Source organism: Albibacillus kandeliae, from assembly GCF_003116585.1.
GTDB lineage: Bacteria > Pseudomonadota > Alphaproteobacteria > Rhodobacterales > Rhodobacteraceae > Albibacillus > Albibacillus kandeliae.
The window spans coordinates 500943-521585 of the sequence record NZ_QEHM01000003.1; the positions used below are offsets into that span (position 1 = coordinate 500943).

Sequence of the window (20643 nt, forward strand, 5' to 3'; positions counted from 1 at the left end):
CGGGATATTTGGACCCCAAAGAAGGGTCAGGCGCCGAGGCGCGGGATCGGGTGTTGCCCGGTGGCAAAGCCGATGTGTTTGGTTTCCATGTAGAATTCGAAGGACCAGTCGCCGCCGTCTCGCCCGATGCCAGAGGCCTTGACCCCGCCGAAGGGGGTCGGCAGGTGGCGGACGTTTTCGGAGTTCACCCAGATCATCCCCGCCTCGAGCGCGTTGGTGAAGCGCAGGGCGCGGGTCAGGTCGCTGGTCCAGACATAGCCGGTGAGCCCGTAGGGGATGTCGTTGGCGATGGCGAGCGCCTGTTCCTCGGTGTCGAAGGTGATGGCGGTGAGGACCGGGCCGAAGATTTCCTCCTGCGCGATGGTCATGTCGTTGCTGGCGCCGGTGAACAGGGTCGGTGCAACGAACCAGCCGGTGTCACCGATCCGGGCGCCGCCCGCGGCGATGGTCGCCCCGTTCTCGCGCGCGGTGTCGAAGTAGCTGCAGACCTTGTCGAAGTGGGTCTTGTGGATCAGCGGCCCGACCTCGGTTTTCGGGTCGAGCGGGTGGCCGACCCGGATGCTGTTGACCCGGGCGGTGAGCTTCTCGAGGAATTGGTCCGCCACGGTCGACTGCACCAGCAGGCGCGAGGACGAGGTGCAGCGCTCGCCGTTCAGCGAGTAGATCATGAAGATCGCCGCATCGAGGGCGCGGTCGAGGTCGGCGTCGTCGAAGACCACGACGGGGTTCTTGCCGCCGAGTTCGAAGTGGACCCGTTTCAGGGTGTCCGCCCCCTGTTTCATGATCATCGAGCCGGTGCGGGATTCGCCGACGAATGCGATGGCCTTGATGTCGGGGTGTTCGGTCAGCGCACGCCCGGCGTCTTCGCCAAAGCCGTTCACGAGGTTCCAGACCCCCTTGGGCAGGCCCGCCTCTTCGGCGATTTCGACCAGCAGGCGGGCGGTGAGCGGGGAGAATTCCGCCGGTTTGTGGACCACCGTGCAGCCCGCCGCCAGCGCCGGGGCGATCTTCCAGGTGGAGAGCATGAAGGGCGTGTTCCAGGGGGTGATCACCCCGACCGGGCCGATCGGCACGCGGGTGGTGACGTTCATCAGCGTGGGCGAGGGCAGCATCTGGCCGTCGCGCGCGGCCGGGGCGCGGTCGGCAAAGAAGCGGAAGTTCTCGGCCCCGCGCAGCGCGGCCTTGGACATGAAGCGCAGCGCCTGCCCGGTGTCCCAGCATTCGCAGAGGGCGATTTCCTCGGCGCGTTCGACGATCAGGTCAGCGACCCGGTGCAGGATCTTCTTGCGCTCCTTGCCGTCCATCGCGGCCCATGCCGGGAAAGCCTGTTTCGCGGCGCGGGCGGCGGCGTCGATATCGGCCGCATCGCTGCGCGCCACCTTGCAGATGTGGCTTTCGTCCACCGGGGTGGCGTTGTCGAAGGTGGCGCCGGAGAGCGCCGGGCGGGCCTCGCCGGCGATGTGGTTCAGCACGCCGTCACGGCGGAACCGTTCGAGGTAGCCGGACAGTTTGTCGAGGTTGGACTGGAGGTCGCTCATTCGGGTCGGCCTTTCAGATGGTCGCGGATGGTGCCTGTCTTGGGCGAGAGGTCGGGGTCGATGTCGCGCATCTCGAAGGAGAGGGCGATGGAGTGGCGGGCCATGGCCGGGGCGAGGAAGGCCTCGGCGGCGGCGAAGACATGGGCCGTCGCGGCCTTGCGGGTGGCAAGTTCGCGGCCGCCGCGCAGGCGCAGCGAGATGTCGATGTAGCCGTGGGCCGGGTCGCCGTCGGCGATGGAGACGTGATCGGCCCGGAACGCCCGCACCCGGACCCCTGCCAGCGGCAGCACTCCGGTCTCGATGGCGGCCCGGCGCAGCACGTCGCAGAAGGCGGCCATGTCCACGCGATCCTCCATGTTTGCCGAGTAGTCCACGACAATGTGTGGCACGGCGAATCCCCTCTTTCCAAAACTACTTAACGTGTTTACTAGTGGTACTTATGCACTGTCAACAGATCCGCTATGCAAAAAGATTGCACAAAACCCTGACTTCGGCAAAAACTGATCCATGACCAAGCGATCCACATCCACAGCCAGGTCCCTTCCCATCGCTCTGCTGAGGGCGCGGGAGAAGGTCATGTCGCCCATTCGGGGCATGCTGGCCGACGTCGGGCTCACCGAACAGCAATGGCGCGTGTTGCGCGTTCTCGAGGAGGAGGGGCCGATGGAGCCCACCCGGATCTCGGATCTCGCCTGCCTGCTGCTGCCGAGCCTGACCCGGATCCTGCAGCGGCTGGAAGAGAAGAAACTGATTCAGCGCAAGCCCGACAAGGCGGACCGGCGGCGGCAGATCGTCAAGATCACGCCGATCGGCGTGCAGATGATCGACGCCAACCTCGAGGCCAACCTGCAGGCGCTGGAAGGGGTTCGCACCCGCATGGGGCGCGACCGTTACGACCTGCTGCTGGACCTGCTGAACGAACTCGACGAACAGGGCTGACCCGCCGCCTCCGGCGGGCTGCTGCCGGCGGCGCGCAGAGAGTGCGGCGGGCGTTGTCCCTGCCTGCGGTTGCGCTAGAGTTGTGCCAAAGAAACCGGGCAAGGCAGCAGGGACAGGCATCATGGGCATTTCACGCAGGACGATTCTCCTTGGGCTGGCGGGAACCGCGCTGGCCTCGTGCGGGGGCGGCGTATCGGCGCCCGCTCCCGGCGCGAGCTATCGGGTCGTGCGCAACGCGGGTTACGACGACTGGGTGCGTGGGTTCCGGTCGCGGGCGGCGTCCGGCGGGATCTCTGCCAGCACCCTCGACCGCGCGTTCCAGGGCGCGGGCTACATGCCCGAGGTGGTCGAGAAGGACCGCAACCAGACCGAATTCAGCCGCACGCTGGAGGACTACCTGGCCATCGCCGCCTCGGACGAGCGGGTCAGCAAGGGCCGCGCGGCGCTGGCGCGGCATCGCTCGACCCTGAGCGCCATCGAGTCGCGCTACGGGGTGCCCGCGAATGTCGTCACCGCGGTCTGGGGCCTTGAGAGCTATTACGGCGAGCGGCGCGGCGACGTGCCGGTGATCTCGGCCACCTCGACGCTGGCCTATGACGGGCGGCGGGGAGCGTTCTTCGAGAAGCAGCTGATGGCCGCGCTGAAGATCCTTCAGAACGGCGATGTGAGCGCGGGCAACATGACCGGCAGCTGGGCGGGTGCCATGGGGCACACCCAGTTCATCCCGACGACCTACCTGGCCTACGCAGTGGATTTCACCGGCGATGGGCGGCGCGACATCTGGTCGGAGGATCCGACTGACTCGCTGGCGTCGACGGCGGCCTACCTCAGCGCCTCGGGCTGGGCGCGGGGGCAGACATGGGGCGGCGAGGTCGGGTCGGCCGCCGCGTCTTCGGGGACGCCGGAGGCGGTGATCCAGCCGCAGGTGCCGGGGCCGAGGTTCGCCGTGTTCCGGAACTTCCGGGTGATCAAGCGCTACAACAACTCCGACAGCTATGCGCTGGGGGTCGGGCATCTGGCCGACCGGATCGCCGGGGGCGGGCCGCTGAAGACCGGCTTTGGACCGGACGCCAACGGCATGACCATCGACGACCGCAAGGAGCTGCAGAAACGGCTGACGGCGCGCGGCTTCGACACCGAGGGATCGGACGGGGTAATCGGGCCGAAGTCGAAGTCGGCCATCGCCGCCTACCAGCGGAGCATCGGGCTGACGGCGACCGGCGAGCCCTCGGTGGACCTTCTGCGGCGTCTGGGCGGCTGAGCTTTCTTCGTTTCGTCTGAATGGCTTGCGGGCCTTCTGGCCCGGGGTTCTGCTCGCCCGTTATTTAACATTTACGTTAAATAACGAATCAGCTAAGTTGATCGTATGATCAAGCTGACGAAAACCTTTGCCGCCCTTGCCGACCCGACCCGCCTCAGGATGGTGGAGCGGCTGATGGGAGAGGGTGAACTGCCTGCCGGTGACCTCGTGTCCGATTTCGAGATGTCTGGCCCTGCGATCTCGCGCCACCTGAAGGTGCTGCGCGAGGCCGGGCTGGTCTCGCAGCGGGCGGTGGGCACGCACCGGTACTACGCCGTCCGCCCTGAGGCGATGCGGGCGATATCGAACTGGACCATGGATCACCGCGCGTTCTGGGCCGAGAGCCTCGACCGGCTGGACAGCCTGCTTGCGCTGGATCCCGAGGAGGACTGAACGATGAAAGACACCCATGACGCCGATTTCATTCGCGACTACCCGGTGACGGTCGACCGACTGTGGAAGGCCGTGACCGACCCTGCCGAACTGGTCAGGTGGTTTGGCCCCGAAGGGGTCTACCTGCGCCATTGCGACATGGATTTCACCCGGGAAGGGCCCTGGGTGGTCGAGATGATCGGACGCGAGAGCGGGAACCTGTTCAAGAACTCGGGGCAGGTGACCCACGTCCGTCCGCCGCACGACGGGCAAGGCTCGGTCGGGTTCACCTGGGCCTGGCACGACGACCGCGATGTGCGGGGCGTCGAGAGCCACGTGACCTTTACCGTCGAGAAGACGATGACCGGTGCGCGGCTCACGCTGAGCCACCGGCAGTTGCCGAGCGTCGAAGCGGTGCAGAGCCACACCAAGGGCTGGCTGTCGACCCTGCGCCAGCTGGATCGCTACATCGAGAGCGCGGCGAAAGCCGCCTGAGCGGAATTGGCGCATGGGGGCGCATGTCGCGCCGCACGCCGACCAAGGAGGAACAGATGTCCCAGTTTCTATTCGTCTACCATATCACGCGACAACCCGACCCCGAGCACATGGAAGAGGGCCTTGCCGCCTGGCGGAAGTGGATGAGCGACCACAGCGCCGCCCTTGTCGACCCCGGCCATCCCGTGGGCAAGTCGACGACGGTCACACCGGAGGGCATCGTCGACAACGGCGGATCGAACCCGACGGCGGGCTATTCCATCGTCGAGGCCAAGGACCTCGCCGCGGCCTGCGAGATCGCCAAGCAAAACCCGATGGTCACCGGCGGTGGCGGCACCATCGAGATTGCCGGTATCGTGCAGATGTAGGCGCGGCCTCAGATCGGACGGCGCAATTCCTGGACGGCGCGGATCGACCCGGTGTCGATGCCGCGCCGGTTCAGTTGGGGCACATCCAGATAGGCCCGGGCCGCCGGATGGGCCGGGTCGAGCACGCCCATCGCCACCAGCAGCGCGGTGATGGCGCACTCGCTGGCGCGGGTGGCGCCATCGACGATCTTCAGGGCAACGCCCAGCTTGCGCTCGGGCAGGATGGCGATGAACACCGCTTCGGCGCCGGTCTTGACCGCCGCCTTGCCGCCCATCGCCCGCATCAACGCGGTACAGGACCGCCCCTCGCCCGCGACCAGTTCAGGATGCTGCATCATCGCCTCGACCAGACGCGCCGCGCCCTGGCTTTGCAGGTCCCCCCGGTCGCCCGCCGAGGCGAACCACGCCATCGACCGCGCCATGCCGTGAACCGTGGTGGCGAAGTTGGGCGCCGAGCAGCCGTCGATGCCGTAGGTCGGGCTGTCTTCGCCGGTGGTTTCCTCGAAGGCGGCAAGGCAGGCCTGCTGCACCGGGTGGTCGATTTCGACGTATTCAGGGCCTGCGCCCATGTACTGCGAGAGGGTCAGGAAGCCCGAGTGCTTGCCCGAGCAGTTGTTGTGCATCTGGCAGGGCTTGGTGTCGGAGCACAGCAGTTCGCGCATTGCTGGTTCGTCGCCCGGCACCTGCGGACCGCAGCGGAAATCGTCATCGGTCAGGCCAAGCTGGCTCAGCCACGCCTGCACCCGGTCGGTATGGATCTTTGCCCCGTTGTGCGAGGCACAGGACAGGGCGAGCTGTTCGCTGGTCAGGCCGTAGCGGTCGGCCGCGCCGGAACTCAGCAGCGGCAGCGCCTGAATCATCTTGGCGGAGGAACGCGGGTAGATCACCGCCTGCGGGTCGCCCCACGACGCCACGATCTGGCCGGAGGCATCGCAGACCACCGCATGTCCGAGATGAAAGCTCTCCAGCAGCGTGCCGCGCCAGACTTCGACCATGGGAACCGCACCGGTCATATCTTACCTCACTTCTTGGCGAATTCCTGCCAATCGCCCTTTCGCCCGTGGCGCAAATTACGTTAGTGTGTCTATGTCGGCAAGCGATAGGCGCGCCTGGAAAACAGCTTGGCAAAAGCGTTGGCGCCCGATGGTATTGAGGTGAAGGACAGTCTGGAGGCTGGACGAATGGGATCGAAACTCGCCCGCGCAACTGCGGGCCTGTGTCTGGCCATGATGGCCGCAACAACGGTAAACGCACAATCCGCGAGTACGAACAGGGTCGCCGCCAAGACCGACTGGAGCGTGTTCGTGGAGGCGGATCCGACCGAATGCTGGAGCGTTTCGGCTCCGAAGGAAACCGTCAACACCCGTGACGGGCGCGTTGTTGCCGTTCAGCGCGGCGATATCCTGCTGATGGTCTTCTATCGCCCGAATGCGGGCGTGAACGGTCAGGTGACCTTCACCGGCGGTTATCCCTTTGCGGACGGGTCCACCGTGACCCTGACCGTGGGCGATACCGAGTACGAGCTGTTCACCGAGAACCAGCGCGACGCCAAGTCCGGCGAGATGGTTGGCTGGGCATGGCCGGCGACCCCGGCGGACGATGCCAAGATCATCACCGCGATGAAACGTGGCACCGATGCGGTGCTGGCCGCCCGGTCGAGCCGTGGCACCCAGACCAAGGACACCTTCTCGCTGCTGGGCTTTACCGCCGCGGTCGAGGATGCCGAGAAGCGCTGTTCCAGCTAGGGAACGGCGCCGGCAGGCCTGCGGATAGGGCTGCGACAAAGTCGACCGGGAAAGGTTTCTTTTGAAACACGGGCCGAATCCTATATAGGAGCGGTCTGTTACCCATTTTTCGGAACCCGTACGCCATGTCTGTCAAGGCACCGATCACTCAGGACGTTGTCACGATCCCCCGGAAACTGCCGGAGGGGCTGGTGAATCTCGTCGGCCTGACCCGGCCCGCCATGCGCGAGGCCCTGCTGGCAATCGGCACCCCCGAGAAGCAGGCCAAGATGCGGGTCGGCCAGATCTGGCAGTGGATCTACCAGTGGGGCGTTCGCGACTTCGACGCGATGACGAACCTTGCCAAGGACTATCGCGCCAAGCTGGCCGAGCATTTCGTGATCGAGATCCCCGAGGTGGTGTCCAGGCAGGTCAGCAATGACGGCACCCGCAAGTACCTTGTCCGCATCGCGGGCGGGCACGAGGTCGAGGTGGTCTATATCCCCGAGGAAGATCGCGGCACGCTCTGCGTCTCCTCGCAGGTGGGGTGCACCCTGACCTGTTCGTTCTGCCACACCGGCACGCAGAAGCTGGTGCGCAACCTGACCGCGGGCGAGATCGTCGGGCAGGTGATGATGGCGCGCGACGACCTTGGCGAATGGCCCGAGCGCGGCGCGCCCAAGGACGAGACGCGGCTGCTGTCGAACATCGTGCTGATGGGCATGGGCGAGCCGCTCTACAACTTCGAGAACGTGCGCGACGCGATGAAGATCGCGATGGACGCCGAGGGCATCCAGCTTTCGCGGCGTCGCATCACGCTGTCGACTTCGGGCGTGGTGCCCGAGATTGCCCGCACCGCCGAGGAAATCGGCTGCCAACTGGCGATCTCGTTCCACGCCACCACGGACGAGACCCGCGACATCCTCGTGCCGATCAACAAGCGCTGGAACATCGAAGAGCTGCTGCAGGCGCTCAAGACCTATCCGAAGGTGTCGAACTCGGAGCGGATCACGTTTGAGTACGTGATGCTGAAGGGTGTGAACGATACGGACGAGGACGCGCACCGGCTAATCAAGCTGATCAAGGACAATGGCATCCCGGCCAAGATCAACCTGATCCCCTTTAACGAATGGCCCGGCGCGCCCTATCAGCGGTCGTCCAACAACCGCATCCGCGCCTTTGCCGACATCATCTACAAGGCCGGCTATGCCTCGCCCATCCGCACACCGCGCGGCGAGGACATCATGGCGGCCTGTGGTCAGCTGAAGTCGGCGACCGAGCGCGCCCGCAAGTCCCGCCGTCAGATCGAGGCCGAAGCGGGGCTCTGATCCGGTGCGGCGGCGCGACCTCCTGATCGCCGCGCTGGCGGTCAGTGCGGCAGCCGCCTTTCCCCGCGTCGCGCGCCTGTTCGGCGCGCGGTGGGAGTTCGAACCCATCGCCAACCTTCCCCGGTTTCGCGCCGTGCGGCAGGATGCGCGGGCCTCGGGCAATGTTGCCCTGATCGGGCTGGAGCGCGCGGACCCGCGCGAGATGGCCCTGCGGGCCTCGGTGGTGGAAGCGCCCTGCCCCGCGCTCTTCGCGCCCGCTGCCGGGGATGGCGCCATTCCCGTCGCCGCCTTTACCGATTATTACTGCGCCTTCTGCCCACAGGTCAGCGACCGGCTGATCGGTCTGCGCGACGAGGGGGCGCCCATCCGCATCCGCTGGCATGAATGGCCGATCCTCGGGCCGCGATCCGTCGTTGCCTCCCGCGCCGCGCTCGCGGCGGCGGAGCAGACGGGGCACGAGGCGCTGCATCGTTACCTGATGCGCACGCACCTGCCACCGGGCCCCGCCGCCCTGCGCCGCCTTGCCGAGCGGTTCGACCTCGACGAGGAGCGGTTCCTGAGCGACATGGAGAGCGAGGCGGTGACCGGCCAGCTGGACCGGTCGGCGGCCATCGCCGCGGTCTTCGGCTTCATCGGCACCCCCTCCCTCGTCATCGGGCGCACCGCGATCATGGGGGACGTGTCGAAACAATCGCTGCTGGATTTGATCGGGATCGAGCAGGAAATGGCGAATTCGGACCCGATCTGCTGAGATTGGCGGGATGGAACCGGCGATGACCCCCCATGTCGTGTCCATTTGGGCAACAATGCCATATTTCCGCGTCTGCTGCCGCGAAAAGACCCCGTGGCCGCACGAATTCAGCCCGCAACCGGGGAAATTATCAGTCTGACCATTATAGCGACAAAGGAATTGACTGATGGCACACGCAATGATCCATACCGGCGCACTTGATCTCGCCGTTCTCGAAGTTCTGACCGCCGAGCGCAAGAAAGCCCTCTCGGCCCGCGAGTGGAAGTTCCGCATTGCCGGTTTCGGCTACGGCATCAAGGAAGAGGGCGAGCAGCGCATCGTGACCCAGCTGCGCAACGGGAGCGAACTGGGCGTTCTGCCCGCCGGCATCTGCTGAGCGCGACCGGGATCGAAACGGATCAGGACGCGCCTGCGGCGCGCCCCGGAATTTCCGACCGTTTCTGACCCTTGTGTTCCCACTGGTCCATCTGCTCGATCGCCTCTTCGGCGGTCTCGACAAAGCGGAACAGGTCCAGATCCTCGTGGGCAATTGTGCCCGCGTCGGCCAGCGCGTCCCAGTTGATGATGCGCGTCCAGAAGTCCTTGCCGAACAGCAGGTAGGGAATGCGTTCCATGCGTCCGGTCTGGATCAGGGTGAGGCTCTCGAACATTTCGTCGAGGGTCCCGAACCCGCCCGGGAACACGCAGATCGCCTTGGCCCGCATCAGGAAGTGCATCTTGCGGATGGCGAAGTAGTGAAAGTTGAAGCACAGGTCGGGCGTCACGTATTCATTCGGCGCCTGCTCGTGCGGCAGAACGATGTTCAGCCCGATGGACCGGCCCCCGACCTCGGCCGCGCCGCGGTTGCCTGCCTCCATCACCCCCGGGCCGCCGCCCGTCATCACGACGTATTGCCGCCCGCCCGTGGCGAGTGACTTCTCGGTGACCAACCGGGCGAACTTCTGCGCCTCGGCGTAGTATTTCGACAGGTCCGCCAGCGTCTTGGTCCGCGCGCTCTCGCGGCGGGCGGGTTCGGGAATCCGGGCCCCGCCGAACAGTACGACGGTGCTTTCGATATGGTGTTCATCCAGCATCAGCTGGGGCTTCAGCAGTTCGAGCTGAAGGCGCACGGGGCGCAGCTCGTCCCGGCAGAGAAAGTCGTCGTCCGCGAAGGCCAGACGGTAGGACGGGTTCTGGGTCTGCTCGGTCAGGGGCACGTGACGGGCAGAGCGCCTGTCGATCTGGGCGTCGCGAAAGGGCGTGCGGTGGTCTTCGGTCATGCCAGTCTGTTCCCCGGTTGCGTGTGCCCATCAGACCTATAGGGTTCGCGCGATGAACACCAGTAACAGGAACGGGGGGCGGCACCGCCATGACGGATTGGACGACTGAGATCGAGGCCGCCGCAGCGCGCATCGAGGGTCACGTGGTGCGGACCCCGGTGGCCCGGGTCGAGGCGTTCGGGCTGGGCTATCCGGTGGAGCTGAAGCTGGAGCAGATGCAGCACACCGGCACCTTCAAGGCGCGCGGTGCGTTCAACACGTTGCTGGCAGGCGATGTGCCCGCCGCCGGTGTCGTCGCGGCGAGCGGCGGCAACCACGGCGCGGCGGCGGCCTATGCCGCGCGGCAGCTGGGCTACCCGGCGCATATCTTCGTACCCGAGATGGCGGGCCCGTCGAAGATCGCGCTGATCCGGGCCACCGGGGCCGACCTGAGCGTGGTGCCGGGCGAATACGCCAACGCGCTGGAGAAGGCGCAGGCCCATGAGGCGCAGACCGGGGCGATGCAGATCCACGCCTATGACGCGCCGATGACCGTGGCCGGGCAAGGCACGCTGATGCGCGAGTGGGAGGCGCAGGGGCTGGAGGCCGATACCGTGCTGATCGCCGTGGGCGGCGGTGGCCTGATTGCGGGCGCGATGGCCTGGCTGCAGGGACGGCGCAAGGTGGTGGCAGTCGAGCCACAAACCTCGCGCGCGCTGAATGCCGCGCTGGAGGCCGGTGCACCTGTCGACGTCGAGGTATCGGGCGTGGCCGCTAACGCGCTTGGCGCGCGGCGGATCGGGTCGATCTGCTTTGACCTTGCGCGCCAGACCGGGGTCCACTCGGTTCTGGTCACCGACGAGGCCATCATCGCCGCGCAGAAGGCGTTGTGGCAGGAGTGCCGCCAGCTGGTCGAACCGGCGGGCGCCACCGCGCTCTCGGCGCTGATGAGCGGGGCCTATGTGCCGGAACCGGACGAGACAGTCGCCGTGCTGGTCTGCGGCGCCAATATCGCGCCCGATCCCTTCGCCGGGTAGGGCGCGCGCCTTCTTCGCATTGTCTGGCGGAGGCCAGACCGCTATAGGGCGGAGAACCATGAAAACGGGAGCCTGAACATGTCCAACGCCCAGCTTGAAGCTGCCATCGAAGCCGCGTGGGAAACCCGCGACCAGATCACGCCGTCGATCACCGGTGAAACCCGCGATGCTATCGAGGATACGCTGAACGCCCTCGACTCCGGCACGCTGCGCGTGGCCGAGAAACAGGCGGACGGTTCGTGGCACGTGAACCAGTGGGCCAAGAAGGCGGTTCTGCTGGGCTTCCGCATCAAGGACATGGAAATCCAGAAGGGCGGCCCGCAGGACGGCACCTGGTGGGACAAGGTCGACAGCAAGTTCGCAGGCTGGGGCGACAACCAGTTCAAGGCCGCAGGCTTCCGCGCCGTGCCGAACTGCATCGTGCGCAAGTCGGCCTATATCGCACCCGGCGTGGTGCTGATGCCCTCCTTCGTGAACCTCGGCGCCTATGTGGACTCCGGCACCATGGTTGATACCTGGGCCACCGTCGGCTCCTGCGCGCAGATCGGCAAGGGCGTGCACCTGTCGGGCGGCGTCGGAATCGGCGGCGTGCTGGAACCGATGCAGGCGGGCCCGACCATCATCGAGGACAACTGTTTCATCGGCGCCCGCTCCGAGGTGGTCGAGGGCGTGATCGTCCGCGAGGGTTCGGTTCTGGGCATGGGCGTGTTCATCGGCCAGTCGACCAAGATCGTCGACCGGGAGACCGGCGAAGTGATGTACGGCGAAGTGCCGCCCTACTCGGTGGTCGTCGCGGGCACCATGCCTTCGAAGAACAACGTCAACCTCTACTGCGCGGTGATCGTGAAGCGGGTGGACGAGAAGACCCGGTCGAAGACCGGCATCAACGAACTGCTGCGCGACTGATCTCGCGCCGGACGCGTGCCGCGGTCATCCGTGGCGCGCGTTTTTTGCCCCCTCCGGCAGCCGATTTCGGAACCCTATAGCCGGAATCGTCGTTCTGACTGTATTGTGGTCTGACAAACGGGGGTATTCTCATGGGACTTGGCATTATCGCATCCATCATCGTCGGCGGTCTGGCCGGCTGGATCGCAAGCAGCATCATGAAGGCCGACACCGGCATTCTGATGAACGTCATTCTCGGCATTGTCGGCGCGGTGGTTCTGAACCTCGTGCTGAGCCTCGTCGGGATTTACGCGGCGAACACGTGGGTTCCGCAGTTGATCGTCGGGATCATCGGTGCTGTCGCCCTGATCTGGATCGTGCGCAAGGTTCGCGCCTGATCCGCTGATCAAAGGCCGACCACGTTCCGGGTGAAGCGGCAACGCTGGCCCGTTATGAGATTGGGCTGCCGCGCGCGGCCGGGAGAGGTTTTGCGGGGCGGCCGGGTGGCCGCCCCTTTTTCTTGGTCTGGCAGGATCAGCCGCCGAGAAGCGCCCGGCTCTCGTAGCTTTTCAGCGAGATGCGTGCGGCGGGGCCATAGACCGGCGCGCCGCCCTCGGCTTCGGGCAGCAGCCGCAGGATCTCGTCCCGGGTGCCGGCATCGAAGCTGTCGAGGGTCTGGTCGCCCGGATGATAGCTCTCGCTGTCGAGCCCGTTGCCGGTGATGATCTGGTGACGGTCGAACAGCAGGTGGACGTAGGTCACCGGGGCGCCGTCGCTGCGCAGGCGGATGCTGGCGTCGTTCAGCAGGTCCTTTGCCTTGACCAGCAGTTCGTTCTGCCCGAACAGCAGCTCGGCCCTGGAAGAGGTCACCAGAACGCGGTGGTTCTGCGACATCTCGACGGTCTCGTGCGTGCCGAAGGCGCCCGCTGCAAAGACCACGGGGGCGTCGCGCCCCTCGGCCCGGCGCGTGGCGCGCCCGGCCCAGCGGACCGGCTGGGCCCCGTCGTCGCGGGTGATCACGAGATCGCCCGGGCGCAGGTCTTCGACCGGGACCTTGCCGTTGGGGGTATCGACGAGCGTTCCGGCCACGAGACAGGGTGCGGTCGTCATCTCGACGAAGGCGACGTCGGTGTTGCCCTCGCCGTCCGTCACCTCGTAGCTGAACGAGTTGGTTTCGTGGTCGCCGTCACCGAGGACCGTGATGGTGCCGTCGGCATTCAGGGTGATCTTTTCGCCGCTGGCGAGCGTGATCGTGTCGCCGGCCGACACCGGCTGGTTGTTGATCTTGGTGATCGTCAGCGTGGTGCCGGTGCTGGAACTGTCGTTCGCCAGCAGGTCGTAGGTGCCCTGGTCGTGATAGACGGAGATGACATCGTCGCCCGCGACGAGCGCGGTCTGGATCGAGTTCCCGGCGATCAGGAGGTTACTGTCGTACTGCTTGTCACCGGCATCCGCGATGCCGATCTTGATGGTGTTCACCTCGCCCGGATTGACCGTCGCCTTCAACGTGAGCGTGACGGTGAAGCCGTCCATCTCGGTGTTGTAGGTGTCATCGTTGGCCGAGTTGTCGACGTAGAGGTTCGAGTTGCTCTCGTCGTTGATGTTGTCGATCGTGATGTCGCCGGTGCCGACCGTCAGCTCGGCCTTGACCCCGTTCACCCAGACGCCGACGGCATCGTTGTAGCCCGAGTTCACGTATTCGAGGTATTCCTCGGACGAGAACACGATCTGCATGGTGAGCGTCGAGCCTTCGGGGATGAAGGTCGCCTCGAACACGGCTGCGTCGTAGGTCTGCATCCCGGCGACGTCGCTGAGATCGCTGTCGCCTGCGGTGCCGTGCTGCGTGGTGGTGCCTGCCGAGGTGTTCACGTCGCCGGAGTCATGGGTGACGTCCGTCGCCTTGCCGGTCGACAGGATCACGCCGGTGTCGGAGGGCGTGAGGTCGGGGGCGGATTCGTCACCGCCGGAATAGATGCCCGAGGCGCTGGAGGCACCGGTATAGGACGCGCCGACGATAGTGATGCCCGAGCCGAACATCGCCTCGGCCATTTCCATGGCGCTGGCGGAGGTATCTACCTCGAGGCCGTTGTGTTCCTCTTGGCTGTCGGTCGACGTGGAACCGCCGGAAGAGCCGCCAGAGGACGGAGAACCGCCGCCGCCAGATGGTTTTCCCATAGCCTTTACCCTCGTTCAGAACCGGTTGGCGCCTGTCGCCTCCCTCGGGCGACGAGATCTGGCGGGGTAATCTGGCGGAAATAGGCAATTTGAATGGTATTTTTGGTTAATTGTGTCCAAATCGGGACCAACGACGGACTCCGTTGACGGCAACGCCGTGCCGGGAGTAGAGGAGCGGCCATGACACCCCGGAACAAACCCTCCCGCCAGCAGGTCTTTACCCTCCTCGTCCAGATCGGGCGCAAGGCGGGCGACGGGCTGCCCGAAGGCGCCACCGGCGCTGCCCTGATGTGCTATGCCAGCGGCATCGACGAGGCGGAGGCCGTGCGCGAAACGGTTGCGATCCTCAAGCAGGCGGATACCGCGCCGCTGGACGTGACCGGCTATGGCACGCTGGAGGAGCGCGAGGCCGAGGGGCACGAGATCGACGAGGAAGAGCGCGCGCTGATGCAGCGGGCGCTGGACGAGAACGCGGTGATCGTTGCGCAAATGACCCCTTTCTTTGGCGACGAAGTCGAGGAAGACTGAGAAGGCCGGGAACCGCGGATATCGAATAGCCGTTCTGTTCCAGAGCATTATCGGAACGAAGGGGTATCTCATGGCTGGAATGGGTTGGATCGCCGCGATCATCGTCGGCGCCTTGGCGGGGTGGATCGCCTCGATCATCATGAAGGCAAGCAGCGGTCTGCTGCTGAACATCGTCCTCGGGATCGTCGGCGCGCTGTTGCTGAACTTCCTGCTGGTCACGCTGCTGGGCGCGACGCTGGGCGGCTGGGTCGGGCAGCTGATCGTCGGTGTCATCGGAGCCTGCCTGCTGATCGCCGGAGCAAGGTTCCTGCGCCGGGCCTGACACGTCCTTGAGCGGCCTGATCATGGACCGCGGGCCGGGAAATCGGTGCGCGGGCCCTTGGATTCCGCGCCGTTTCGGCCCACACCTTGGCGCGAGAGAGCCAAGGAGATGCCCATGCCCACCGACGCCGCCCGCCTGACCGCCGACCTGATCCGCTGTCCTTCGGTCACGCCCGAGGAAGGCGGGGCGCTGGTCCTGCTGGAAGAGCTGCTGCGTGGGGCCGGGTTCGACTGCACCCGCGTCGACCGGGGTGGCGTGAGCAACCTGTTCGCGCGCTGGGGCGACAAGGGGCACGGGCGCACCTTCGGGTTCAACGGCCATACCGATGTGGTCCCCGTGGGCGATGCTGCCGCCTGGACCCACGCGCCCTTTGGCGCCGAGGTGATCGACGGCGTTCTGTACGGGCGGGGCGCGACCGACATGAAATCGGGCGTGGCCGCCTTTGCCGCCGCTGCCGTGGACTTCGTGACCGAGACGCCGCCCGACGGCGCCGTGATCATCGCCATCACCGGCGACGAGGAAGGCGATGCAGTCGACGGGACGACGGCGCTGCTGGACTACATGACGGAAACGGGCGAGGCGATGTCCGCCTGCCTCGTCGGCGAACCCACCTGCCCCGATGTCATGGGCGACATGATGAAGATCGGGCGGCGCGGTTCGATGTCGGCGTGGTTCACGGTGAAGGGCAAGCAGGGGCACTCGGCCTATCCCCATCGCGCGAAGAACCCGCTGCCCGCCATCGCGCGGCTGATGGACCGGCTGGCCAGCCACGAGCTTGACCGTGGCACCGACCATTTCGACGCCTCGACCCTCGCGGTCGTGACCATCGACACCGGCAACCCGGCAACCAACGTGATCCCGGCGGAGTGCCGGGGGACGGTGAACATCCGGTTCAACGACATCCACACCGGCGCCAGCCTCACCGAGTGGCTGCAGGCCGAGGCCGACGCGGTGGCCGCCGATTTCGGCGTGAGCATCGAGATGAAGGTGAAGGTCTCGGGCGAGGCCTTTCTGACCCCGCCGGGCGCGCTTTCGGCTCTCGTCTCGAAGGCCGTCGAGGCCGAGACGGGCGTGACCCCCGAAATGTCGACGACCGGCGGCACCTCGGACGCGCGGTTCATCAAGAGCCACTGCCCGGTGGTGGAGTTCGGTCTGGTCGGCAAGACCATGCACCAGGTGGACGAGTGCGTGCCGGTGGAACAGATCCACCAGCTGAAGCGCATCTATGGCCGCATCCTTACGGATTACTTTGCCTGAGCGCCCTACCCTTGTCGTGATGGTGAAGGCGCCCGTCGCCGGGCGGGTCAAGACACGGCTGGGCCGGGAGATTGGCATGGTGTCCGCCGCGTGGTGGTTCCGGCACCAGGTGGCGCGGCTGCTGCGACGGATCAGGGATCCGCGCTGGCGCATCGTTCTGGCGGTGTCGCCCGACCTCCACGCCCATCACACCCGGCTCTGGCCCGCCGACCTTGCGCGCGTGCCGCAGGGGCCCGGTGACCTTGGCCGCCGCATGGCGCGGGCGATGTCGGGCGTGCCCACGGCCCCGGTCTGCGTGATCGGTGCCGACATTCCCGGGATCACGCGCGCCCGCGTTGCGCGGGCCTTTGCCGCGCTCGGGGGGCATGACGCGGTGTTCGGGCCTGCCGAGGACGGCGGTTACTGGCTGGTGGGGCTGCGCCGGGGCGCGCTGGCCCATCCCGACATGTTCGCGGGCGTGCGCTGGTCCGGCGAACACGCGCTTGCAGACAGCCTGCGGTGCCTGAGCGGGCGGCGCGTGGCGCTGGTGGACCGGTTGCGCGATGTGGATACGCTCGACGACCTGCGCGCCACCAAGCGCTGACCGGGCAAGCCATGCTTTTCAGCATGACGACGATCATGCGGCATGGTAGGGCAGAACCATGAGCCATATCCCCACCAAGGCCGAGATCCTCGAGTGGATCGCGAGCCACCCGAACCTGAATTCCAAGCGCGATATCGCCAAGGCCTTTGGGATCAAGGGCGCGGCCCGGATCGACCTGAAGCGCATGCTGAAGGAGCTGGAAGCCGAGGGTCACCTTGAGAAGCGCAAGCGCGCCTACGGTGACCCGGACCGGCTGCCCCCCGTCACCGTGCTGCAGGTGAAAGCCCCGGACGAGAACGGCGACCTGTTTGCCCGCGCGCTGGAATGGCACGGCGAGGGGGTGGAGCCCATCGTTCTGGTGATCCCGCGCGCGTCGGATCCGGCTTTGGGGGAAGGGGACCGCATCCTTGCCAAGCTGGCCGTGGTGCACGAGGCCGATCACAACTACGAGGCGCGGCTGATCCGCCGTATCGGGACCAACCCGAAGAAGGTGCTGGGCATCTTCCGCAAGACCGCCGAGGGCGGGCGGATCGTGCCCATCGACAAGTCCGGCAGCACCGAATGGCAGGTGCCCGAGGAGTCGCGCCACGGCGCGAAGGACGGCGAACTGGTCGAGGCCGAGCAATCGGGGCCCAAGGGCCGCATGGGCCTGCCCCGCGCCCGCGTCACCGACCGGCTGGGCGACCCGGCTGCGCCCAAGGCGGTGTCGCTGATCGCCATTCACCAGCACGGCATCCCCGACCAGTTTCCCGACGCGGTGATCGAGGAGGCTGACAAGGCCAGACCTGCCGGTCTGAAGGGCCGGGACGACCTCCGCGAGCTGCCGCTGCTGACCATCGACCCCTCGGACGCGCGCGACCACGACGACGCCTGCTTTGCCGAGGCGGACGAGGACCCGAACAACCCCGAGGGGCATGTCATCTGGGTCGCCATCGCCGACGTGGCCCATTACGTGACTCCGGGCTCGGCGCTTGACCGCGAGGCGCGCAAGCGGGGCAACTCCAGCTATTTCCCCGACCGCGTGGTGCCGATGCTGCCGGACCGGCTGTCGGGCGACCTCTGCTCGCTGCACGAGGGCGTGCCGCGCGCGGTGCTTGCCCTGCGCATCCAGATCGACAAGGACGGCCAGAAGATCGGGCACCGGTTCTGCCGGGGCCTCATGCGCTCGGCCGCCTCGCTGAACTACCAGGAGGTTCAGGCCGCCTTTGACGGGCAGCCGAACGACAAGACGGAACCGCTGATGGAGCCGGTGATCAAACCGCTCTACGCCGCCTACGCGGCGCTGGTCCGCGCCCGCGAGAAACGTCAGCCGCTCGACCTCGACCTGCCGGAACGCAAGATCGTGCTGTCGGACGAGGGCAAGGTCCTGTCGGTCAACTTCCGCGAGCGGCTTGATGCGCACCGGCTGATCGAGGAGTTCATGGTGCTGGCCAACGTCTGCGCCGCCGAAACCCTGATTGCCAAGAAATCGCCGCTGCTGTTCCGGGTGCACGAGGAGCCCTCGCCCGAGAAGCTCGACAGCCTGCGCCAGACCGCGCAGGAGGCCGGGTACAGCCTCGCCAAGGGGCAGGTGCTGCAGACCCGCCACCTTAACCAGCTGCTGAGCCAGGCGGCGGGCAGTGACGATGCCGAGCTGATCAACCTTTCGACCCTGCGGTCGATGACGCAGGCCTATTACAGCCCCGAGAACTTCGGTCACTTCGGGCTGGCGCTGCGCCACTACGCGCACTTCACCTCGCCGATCCGGCGCTATGCCGACCTGATCGTCCACCGCGCGCTGATCAAGGCGCATGGCTGGGGCAAGGACGGCCTAAGCCCCGACGAGATCGAGGGGCTCGACAAGACCGCGACCCATATCTCGGACACCGAGCGCCGCTCGATGATGGCCGAACGCGACACCACCGACCGTTACCTTGCCGCCTATCTGAGCGAGCGGGTGGGCAACGAGTTCAGCGGGCGGATCAGCGGTATCGCCCGTTTCGGGGCCTTTGTGAAGCTGGACGAGACCGGTGCGGACGGGCTGATTCCCATCCGGTCGCTGGGGCGCGAGTATTTCCATTTCGACCGCGAGGCCGGGACTCTGATGGGCTCGGACACCGGGCTGCTGATCGGCATCGGCCAGCGGGTCACGGTGCGGCTGACCGAGGCAACGCCGGTGACGGGCGGGCTGGAGCTGGAATTGCTCTCGCTGGAGGACAAGGAACTGCCGCGCGCGCCCTCGCCCGCCGGCCGCAGCCCGCGCCGCAAGGTCTCTTCGCACAAGCGCAAGACCGACAAGGTCAAGCGCAAGGTCGCCCGCCGACGCCGCTAGGGCGCCGCTGGGGCGTCGCCGCCACGGCCCCGGCGAGAGCCCGCGCCTGCGCGCTGACGCGCTTTGCGGCGTGCCACTTTCGGGTTAGACTGATGTCCGAGCAGATAAGCAGGACATAACAATGCGCATGATCATAAGTGCGGGGTTCCTTGCCACGATTCAGGCCAGCGCGGCGGTCGCAGAACCGCCCATGACCTCCATCAGACCGATGCCGCGGCCCGCCGTGAGCATGGGCGCAGTCTATCTGGCTGCGAACGACGTGGTGGAAAGCCTGCGGCCCGAACCCCGGCCGAAAGCCACCACGACGCTGGCGGCCAAGACCATCCCCGCGAGGGCAACGACGGAGCTGGATTTGACAGCGGATGCAGCGGGATTCCCCGGCTGGGTGAGCGCGTTCCGGCAGCGGGCGCTGGCGCAGGGCATTCGCGCCGACGTGCTGGACCGGTCGTTCCGGGACGTGACCTTTGACGAGAGCGTGATCCGGCTAGACCGCAACCAATCGGAGTTCGTGAAACCGATCTGGGAGTATCTCGACAGCGCCGTGTCGGAGAGCCGGATTACCAACGGCAAGGCCCAGTTGGCCAAGTATGGCCCCGTGCTGGACCGGATCGAACGCCAGTACGGTGTCGACAAGCAGGCCGTGCTGGCGATCTGGGGCATGGAGACGAATTACGGGACGTTCCGCGGCTCCAGCAACACCATCCGCAGTCTCGCGACGCTGGCCTACGAGGGCCGCCGCGCAGATTTCTTCGAGGCCGAACTGATCCAGGCGCTTAAGATCATCCAGGGGGGGCACGTCACCCCCGAGCAGATGAAGGGCAGCTGGGCCGGTGCCATGGGGCACACCCAGTTCATGCCCTCCTCGTTCTGGGCGCATGCGGTCGATTTCACCGGCGACGGCAAGCGCGACCTGTGGTCCGACGACCCGTCGGACGCGCTGGCCTCGACGGCCTCGTACCTCAAGCACTTCGGCTGGACCAAGGGCCAGCCCTGGGGCGTCGAGGTACAGCTGCCGCCCGGGTTCGACTTTACCCTCGCCAACCGGTCGATCATGAAGTCGCCCGGCGAATGGTCGGCCATGGGCGTGCGCGACATGGACGGTCGCGCGGTCCGCGACTACGGCGAGGCGTCGATCCTGCTGCCTGCGGGCGGACGCGGTGCGGCCTTCATGATCTTCGGGAACTTCCGGGTGATCGAGCGCTACAACCCGGCGGATGCCTACGTGATCGGTGTCGGCCATCTGGGCGACCGGATCATGGGCGGCCCGCCGATCCGGGGGGCCTGGCCGCGCGGAGACCGGGGTTTGACCCTGGCCGAGCGGAAAGAGTTGCAGCAGCGGCTGACCGCGCGCGGTTTCGATACCGAGATGATCGACGGGCGCATCGGCCCCCGCACCATCAGCGCCCTGCGCTCCTACCAGATCGCCGAGGGGATCATGCCGGATGGGTACCCCTCGCTGCGGCTGCTGGAGCGGATGCGGTGAGGCCTCGGC

At 66.6% G+C, this 20643-nt stretch carries 23 protein-coding genes; 18 read left to right on the forward strand and 5 right to left on the reverse strand.

Annotated elements, in window-relative coordinates:
* Nucleotides 1-26 precede the first annotated feature (26 nt).
* Nucleotides 27-1538 (reverse strand): 5-carboxymethyl-2-hydroxymuconate semialdehyde dehydrogenase, encoded by a 1512-nt coding sequence (gene hpaE / locus DDT93_RS08260; protein ID WP_109465326.1) that lies wholly within the window; start codon nt 1536-1538, stop codon nt 27-29.
* Nucleotides 1535-1927 carry a 5-carboxymethyl-2-hydroxymuconate Delta-isomerase gene (locus tag DDT93_RS08265; protein WP_109465327.1) on the reverse strand — a complete coding sequence of 131 codons (393 nt, stop codon included), beginning with the start codon at nt 1925-1927 and terminating at the stop codon, nt 1535-1537. Before DDT93_RS08265 ends, hpaE begins: the two co-directional genes overlap by 4 nt.
* Before the next feature lie 118 nt (nt 1928-2045).
* Between DDT93_RS08265 and hpaR the strand changes: the two genes are divergently transcribed.
* From hpaR to DDT93_RS08290, 5 genes are all read left to right on the forward strand, one after another.
* Complete coding sequence (gene hpaR / locus DDT93_RS08270) at nt 2046-2477, forward strand: homoprotocatechuate degradation operon regulator HpaR (RefSeq protein WP_109465328.1); 432 nt, start codon at nt 2046-2048, stop codon at nt 2475-2477.
* A 121-nt stretch (nt 2478-2598) separates the two neighbouring features.
* Complete coding sequence (locus DDT93_RS08275; RefSeq protein ID WP_109465329.1) at nt 2599-3738, forward strand: lytic murein transglycosylase; 1140 nt, start codon at nt 2599-2601, stop codon at nt 3736-3738.
* Nucleotides 3739-3843: 105 nt separating this feature from the next.
* Entirely contained in the window at nt 3844-4170 is a 327-nt protein-coding gene (locus DDT93_RS08280; RefSeq protein WP_109465330.1) for an ArsR/SmtB family transcription factor, read from the forward strand.
* A 3-nt stretch (nt 4171-4173) separates the two neighbouring features.
* Nucleotides 4174-4644, forward strand: a complete 471-nt coding sequence (locus DDT93_RS08285; protein ID WP_109465331.1) for an SRPBCC family protein — start codon at nt 4174-4176, stop codon at nt 4642-4644.
* 56 nt (nt 4645-4700) lie between these two features.
* Entirely contained in the window at nt 4701-5012 is a 312-nt protein-coding gene (locus DDT93_RS08290; RefSeq protein ID WP_109465786.1) for a YciI family protein, read from the forward strand.
* A gap of 8 nt (nt 5013-5020) precedes the next feature.
* On the opposite strand, the gene DDT93_RS08295 is transcribed toward DDT93_RS08290, so the two are convergent.
* Nucleotides 5021-6025, reverse strand: coding sequence for an asparaginase (locus DDT93_RS08295; protein WP_109465332.1), 1005 nt, complete (start codon nt 6023-6025; stop codon nt 5021-5023).
* 168 nt (nt 6026-6193) lie between these two features.
* Here DDT93_RS08295 and DDT93_RS08300 point away from each other — a divergent pair, with 168 nt between their 5' ends.
* From DDT93_RS08300 to DDT93_RS08315, 4 genes are all read left to right on the forward strand, one after another.
* Nucleotides 6194-6757, forward strand: coding sequence for an invasion associated locus B family protein (locus tag DDT93_RS08300; RefSeq protein WP_109465333.1), 564 nt, complete (start codon nt 6194-6196; stop codon nt 6755-6757).
* A gap of 125 nt (nt 6758-6882) precedes the next feature.
* Nucleotides 6883-8064: a 23S rRNA (adenine(2503)-C(2))-methyltransferase RlmN gene (gene rlmN, locus DDT93_RS08305; protein ID WP_109465334.1), complete on the forward strand. Its 1182-nt coding sequence runs from the start codon at nt 6883-6885 to the stop codon at nt 8062-8064.
* Nucleotides 8065-8068: 4 nt separating this feature from the next.
* Entirely contained in the window at nt 8069-8815 is a 747-nt protein-coding gene (locus DDT93_RS08310) for a DsbA family protein (RefSeq protein WP_109465335.1), read from the forward strand.
* A gap of 166 nt (nt 8816-8981) precedes the next feature.
* Complete coding sequence (locus DDT93_RS08315; RefSeq protein WP_232825399.1) at nt 8982-9191, forward strand: hypothetical protein; 210 nt, start codon at nt 8982-8984, stop codon at nt 9189-9191.
* Nucleotides 9192-9213: 22 nt separating this feature from the next.
* Here DDT93_RS08315 and DDT93_RS08320 read toward each other — a convergent pair whose 3' ends face one another.
* Complete coding sequence (locus tag DDT93_RS08320; protein ID WP_109465336.1) at nt 9214-10074, reverse strand: LOG family protein; 861 nt, start codon at nt 10072-10074, stop codon at nt 9214-9216.
* Nucleotides 10075-10163: 89 nt separating this feature from the next.
* Here DDT93_RS08320 and DDT93_RS08325 point away from each other — a divergent pair, with 89 nt between their 5' ends.
* The 3 genes from DDT93_RS08325 to DDT93_RS08335 all read left to right on the forward strand — a co-directional run bounded on the left by DDT93_RS08325 (nt 10164) and on the right by DDT93_RS08335 (nt 12373).
* Nucleotides 10164-11090 carry a threonine/serine dehydratase gene (locus DDT93_RS08325; protein ID WP_109465337.1) on the forward strand — a complete coding sequence of 309 codons (927 nt, stop codon included), beginning with the start codon at nt 10164-10166 and terminating at the stop codon, nt 11088-11090.
* A 78-nt stretch (nt 11091-11168) separates the two neighbouring features.
* Nucleotides 11169-11996 (forward strand): 2,3,4,5-tetrahydropyridine-2,6-dicarboxylate N-succinyltransferase, encoded by an 828-nt coding sequence (gene dapD, locus DDT93_RS08330; protein ID WP_109465338.1) that lies wholly within the window; start codon nt 11169-11171, stop codon nt 11994-11996.
* A 131-nt stretch (nt 11997-12127) separates the two neighbouring features.
* A complete protein-coding gene (locus DDT93_RS08335) occupies nt 12128-12373 on the forward strand; it encodes a GlsB/YeaQ/YmgE family stress response membrane protein (RefSeq protein ID WP_109465339.1) in 246 nt (81 codons plus the stop codon).
* 136 nt (nt 12374-12509) lie between these two features.
* On the opposite strand, the gene DDT93_RS08340 is transcribed toward DDT93_RS08335, so the two are convergent.
* The gene (locus tag DDT93_RS08340; protein WP_332872688.1) at nt 12510-14150 is read right to left on the reverse strand and encodes a choice-of-anchor L domain-containing protein; all 1641 of its coding nucleotides are present in this window, start codon (nt 14148-14150) and stop codon (nt 12510-12512) included.
* Nucleotides 14151-14330: 180 nt separating this feature from the next.
* Here DDT93_RS08340 and DDT93_RS08345 point away from each other — a divergent pair, with 180 nt between their 5' ends.
* The 6 genes from DDT93_RS08345 (at nt 14331) to DDT93_RS08370 (ending at nt 20634) form a co-directional block, all read left to right on the forward strand.
* Nucleotides 14331-14678: a hypothetical protein gene (locus DDT93_RS08345; protein ID WP_109465340.1), complete on the forward strand. Its 348-nt coding sequence runs from the start codon at nt 14331-14333 to the stop codon at nt 14676-14678.
* Nucleotides 14679-14748: 70 nt separating this feature from the next.
* Nucleotides 14749-15000 (forward strand): GlsB/YeaQ/YmgE family stress response membrane protein, encoded by a 252-nt coding sequence (locus DDT93_RS08350; protein ID WP_109465341.1) that lies wholly within the window; start codon nt 14749-14751, stop codon nt 14998-15000.
* A 114-nt stretch (nt 15001-15114) separates the two neighbouring features.
* Nucleotides 15115-16257: a succinyl-diaminopimelate desuccinylase gene (dapE, locus tag DDT93_RS08355; protein WP_109465342.1), complete on the forward strand. Its 1143-nt coding sequence runs from the start codon at nt 15115-15117 to the stop codon at nt 16255-16257.
* A gap of 19 nt (nt 16258-16276) precedes the next feature.
* A complete protein-coding gene (locus tag DDT93_RS08360; RefSeq protein ID WP_109465343.1) occupies nt 16277-16840 on the forward strand; it encodes a TIGR04282 family arsenosugar biosynthesis glycosyltransferase in 564 nt (187 codons plus the stop codon).
* Between the two features lie 58 nt (nt 16841-16898).
* The gene (gene rnr / locus DDT93_RS08365; protein ID WP_109465344.1) at nt 16899-19151 is read left to right on the forward strand and encodes a ribonuclease R; all 2253 of its coding nucleotides are present in this window, start codon (nt 16899-16901) and stop codon (nt 19149-19151) included.
* 121 nt (nt 19152-19272) lie between these two features.
* Entirely contained in the window at nt 19273-20634 is a 1362-nt protein-coding gene (locus tag DDT93_RS08370) for a lytic murein transglycosylase (RefSeq protein WP_109465345.1), read from the forward strand.
* The last annotated feature ends 9 nt before the right edge of the window (nt 20635-20643 follow it).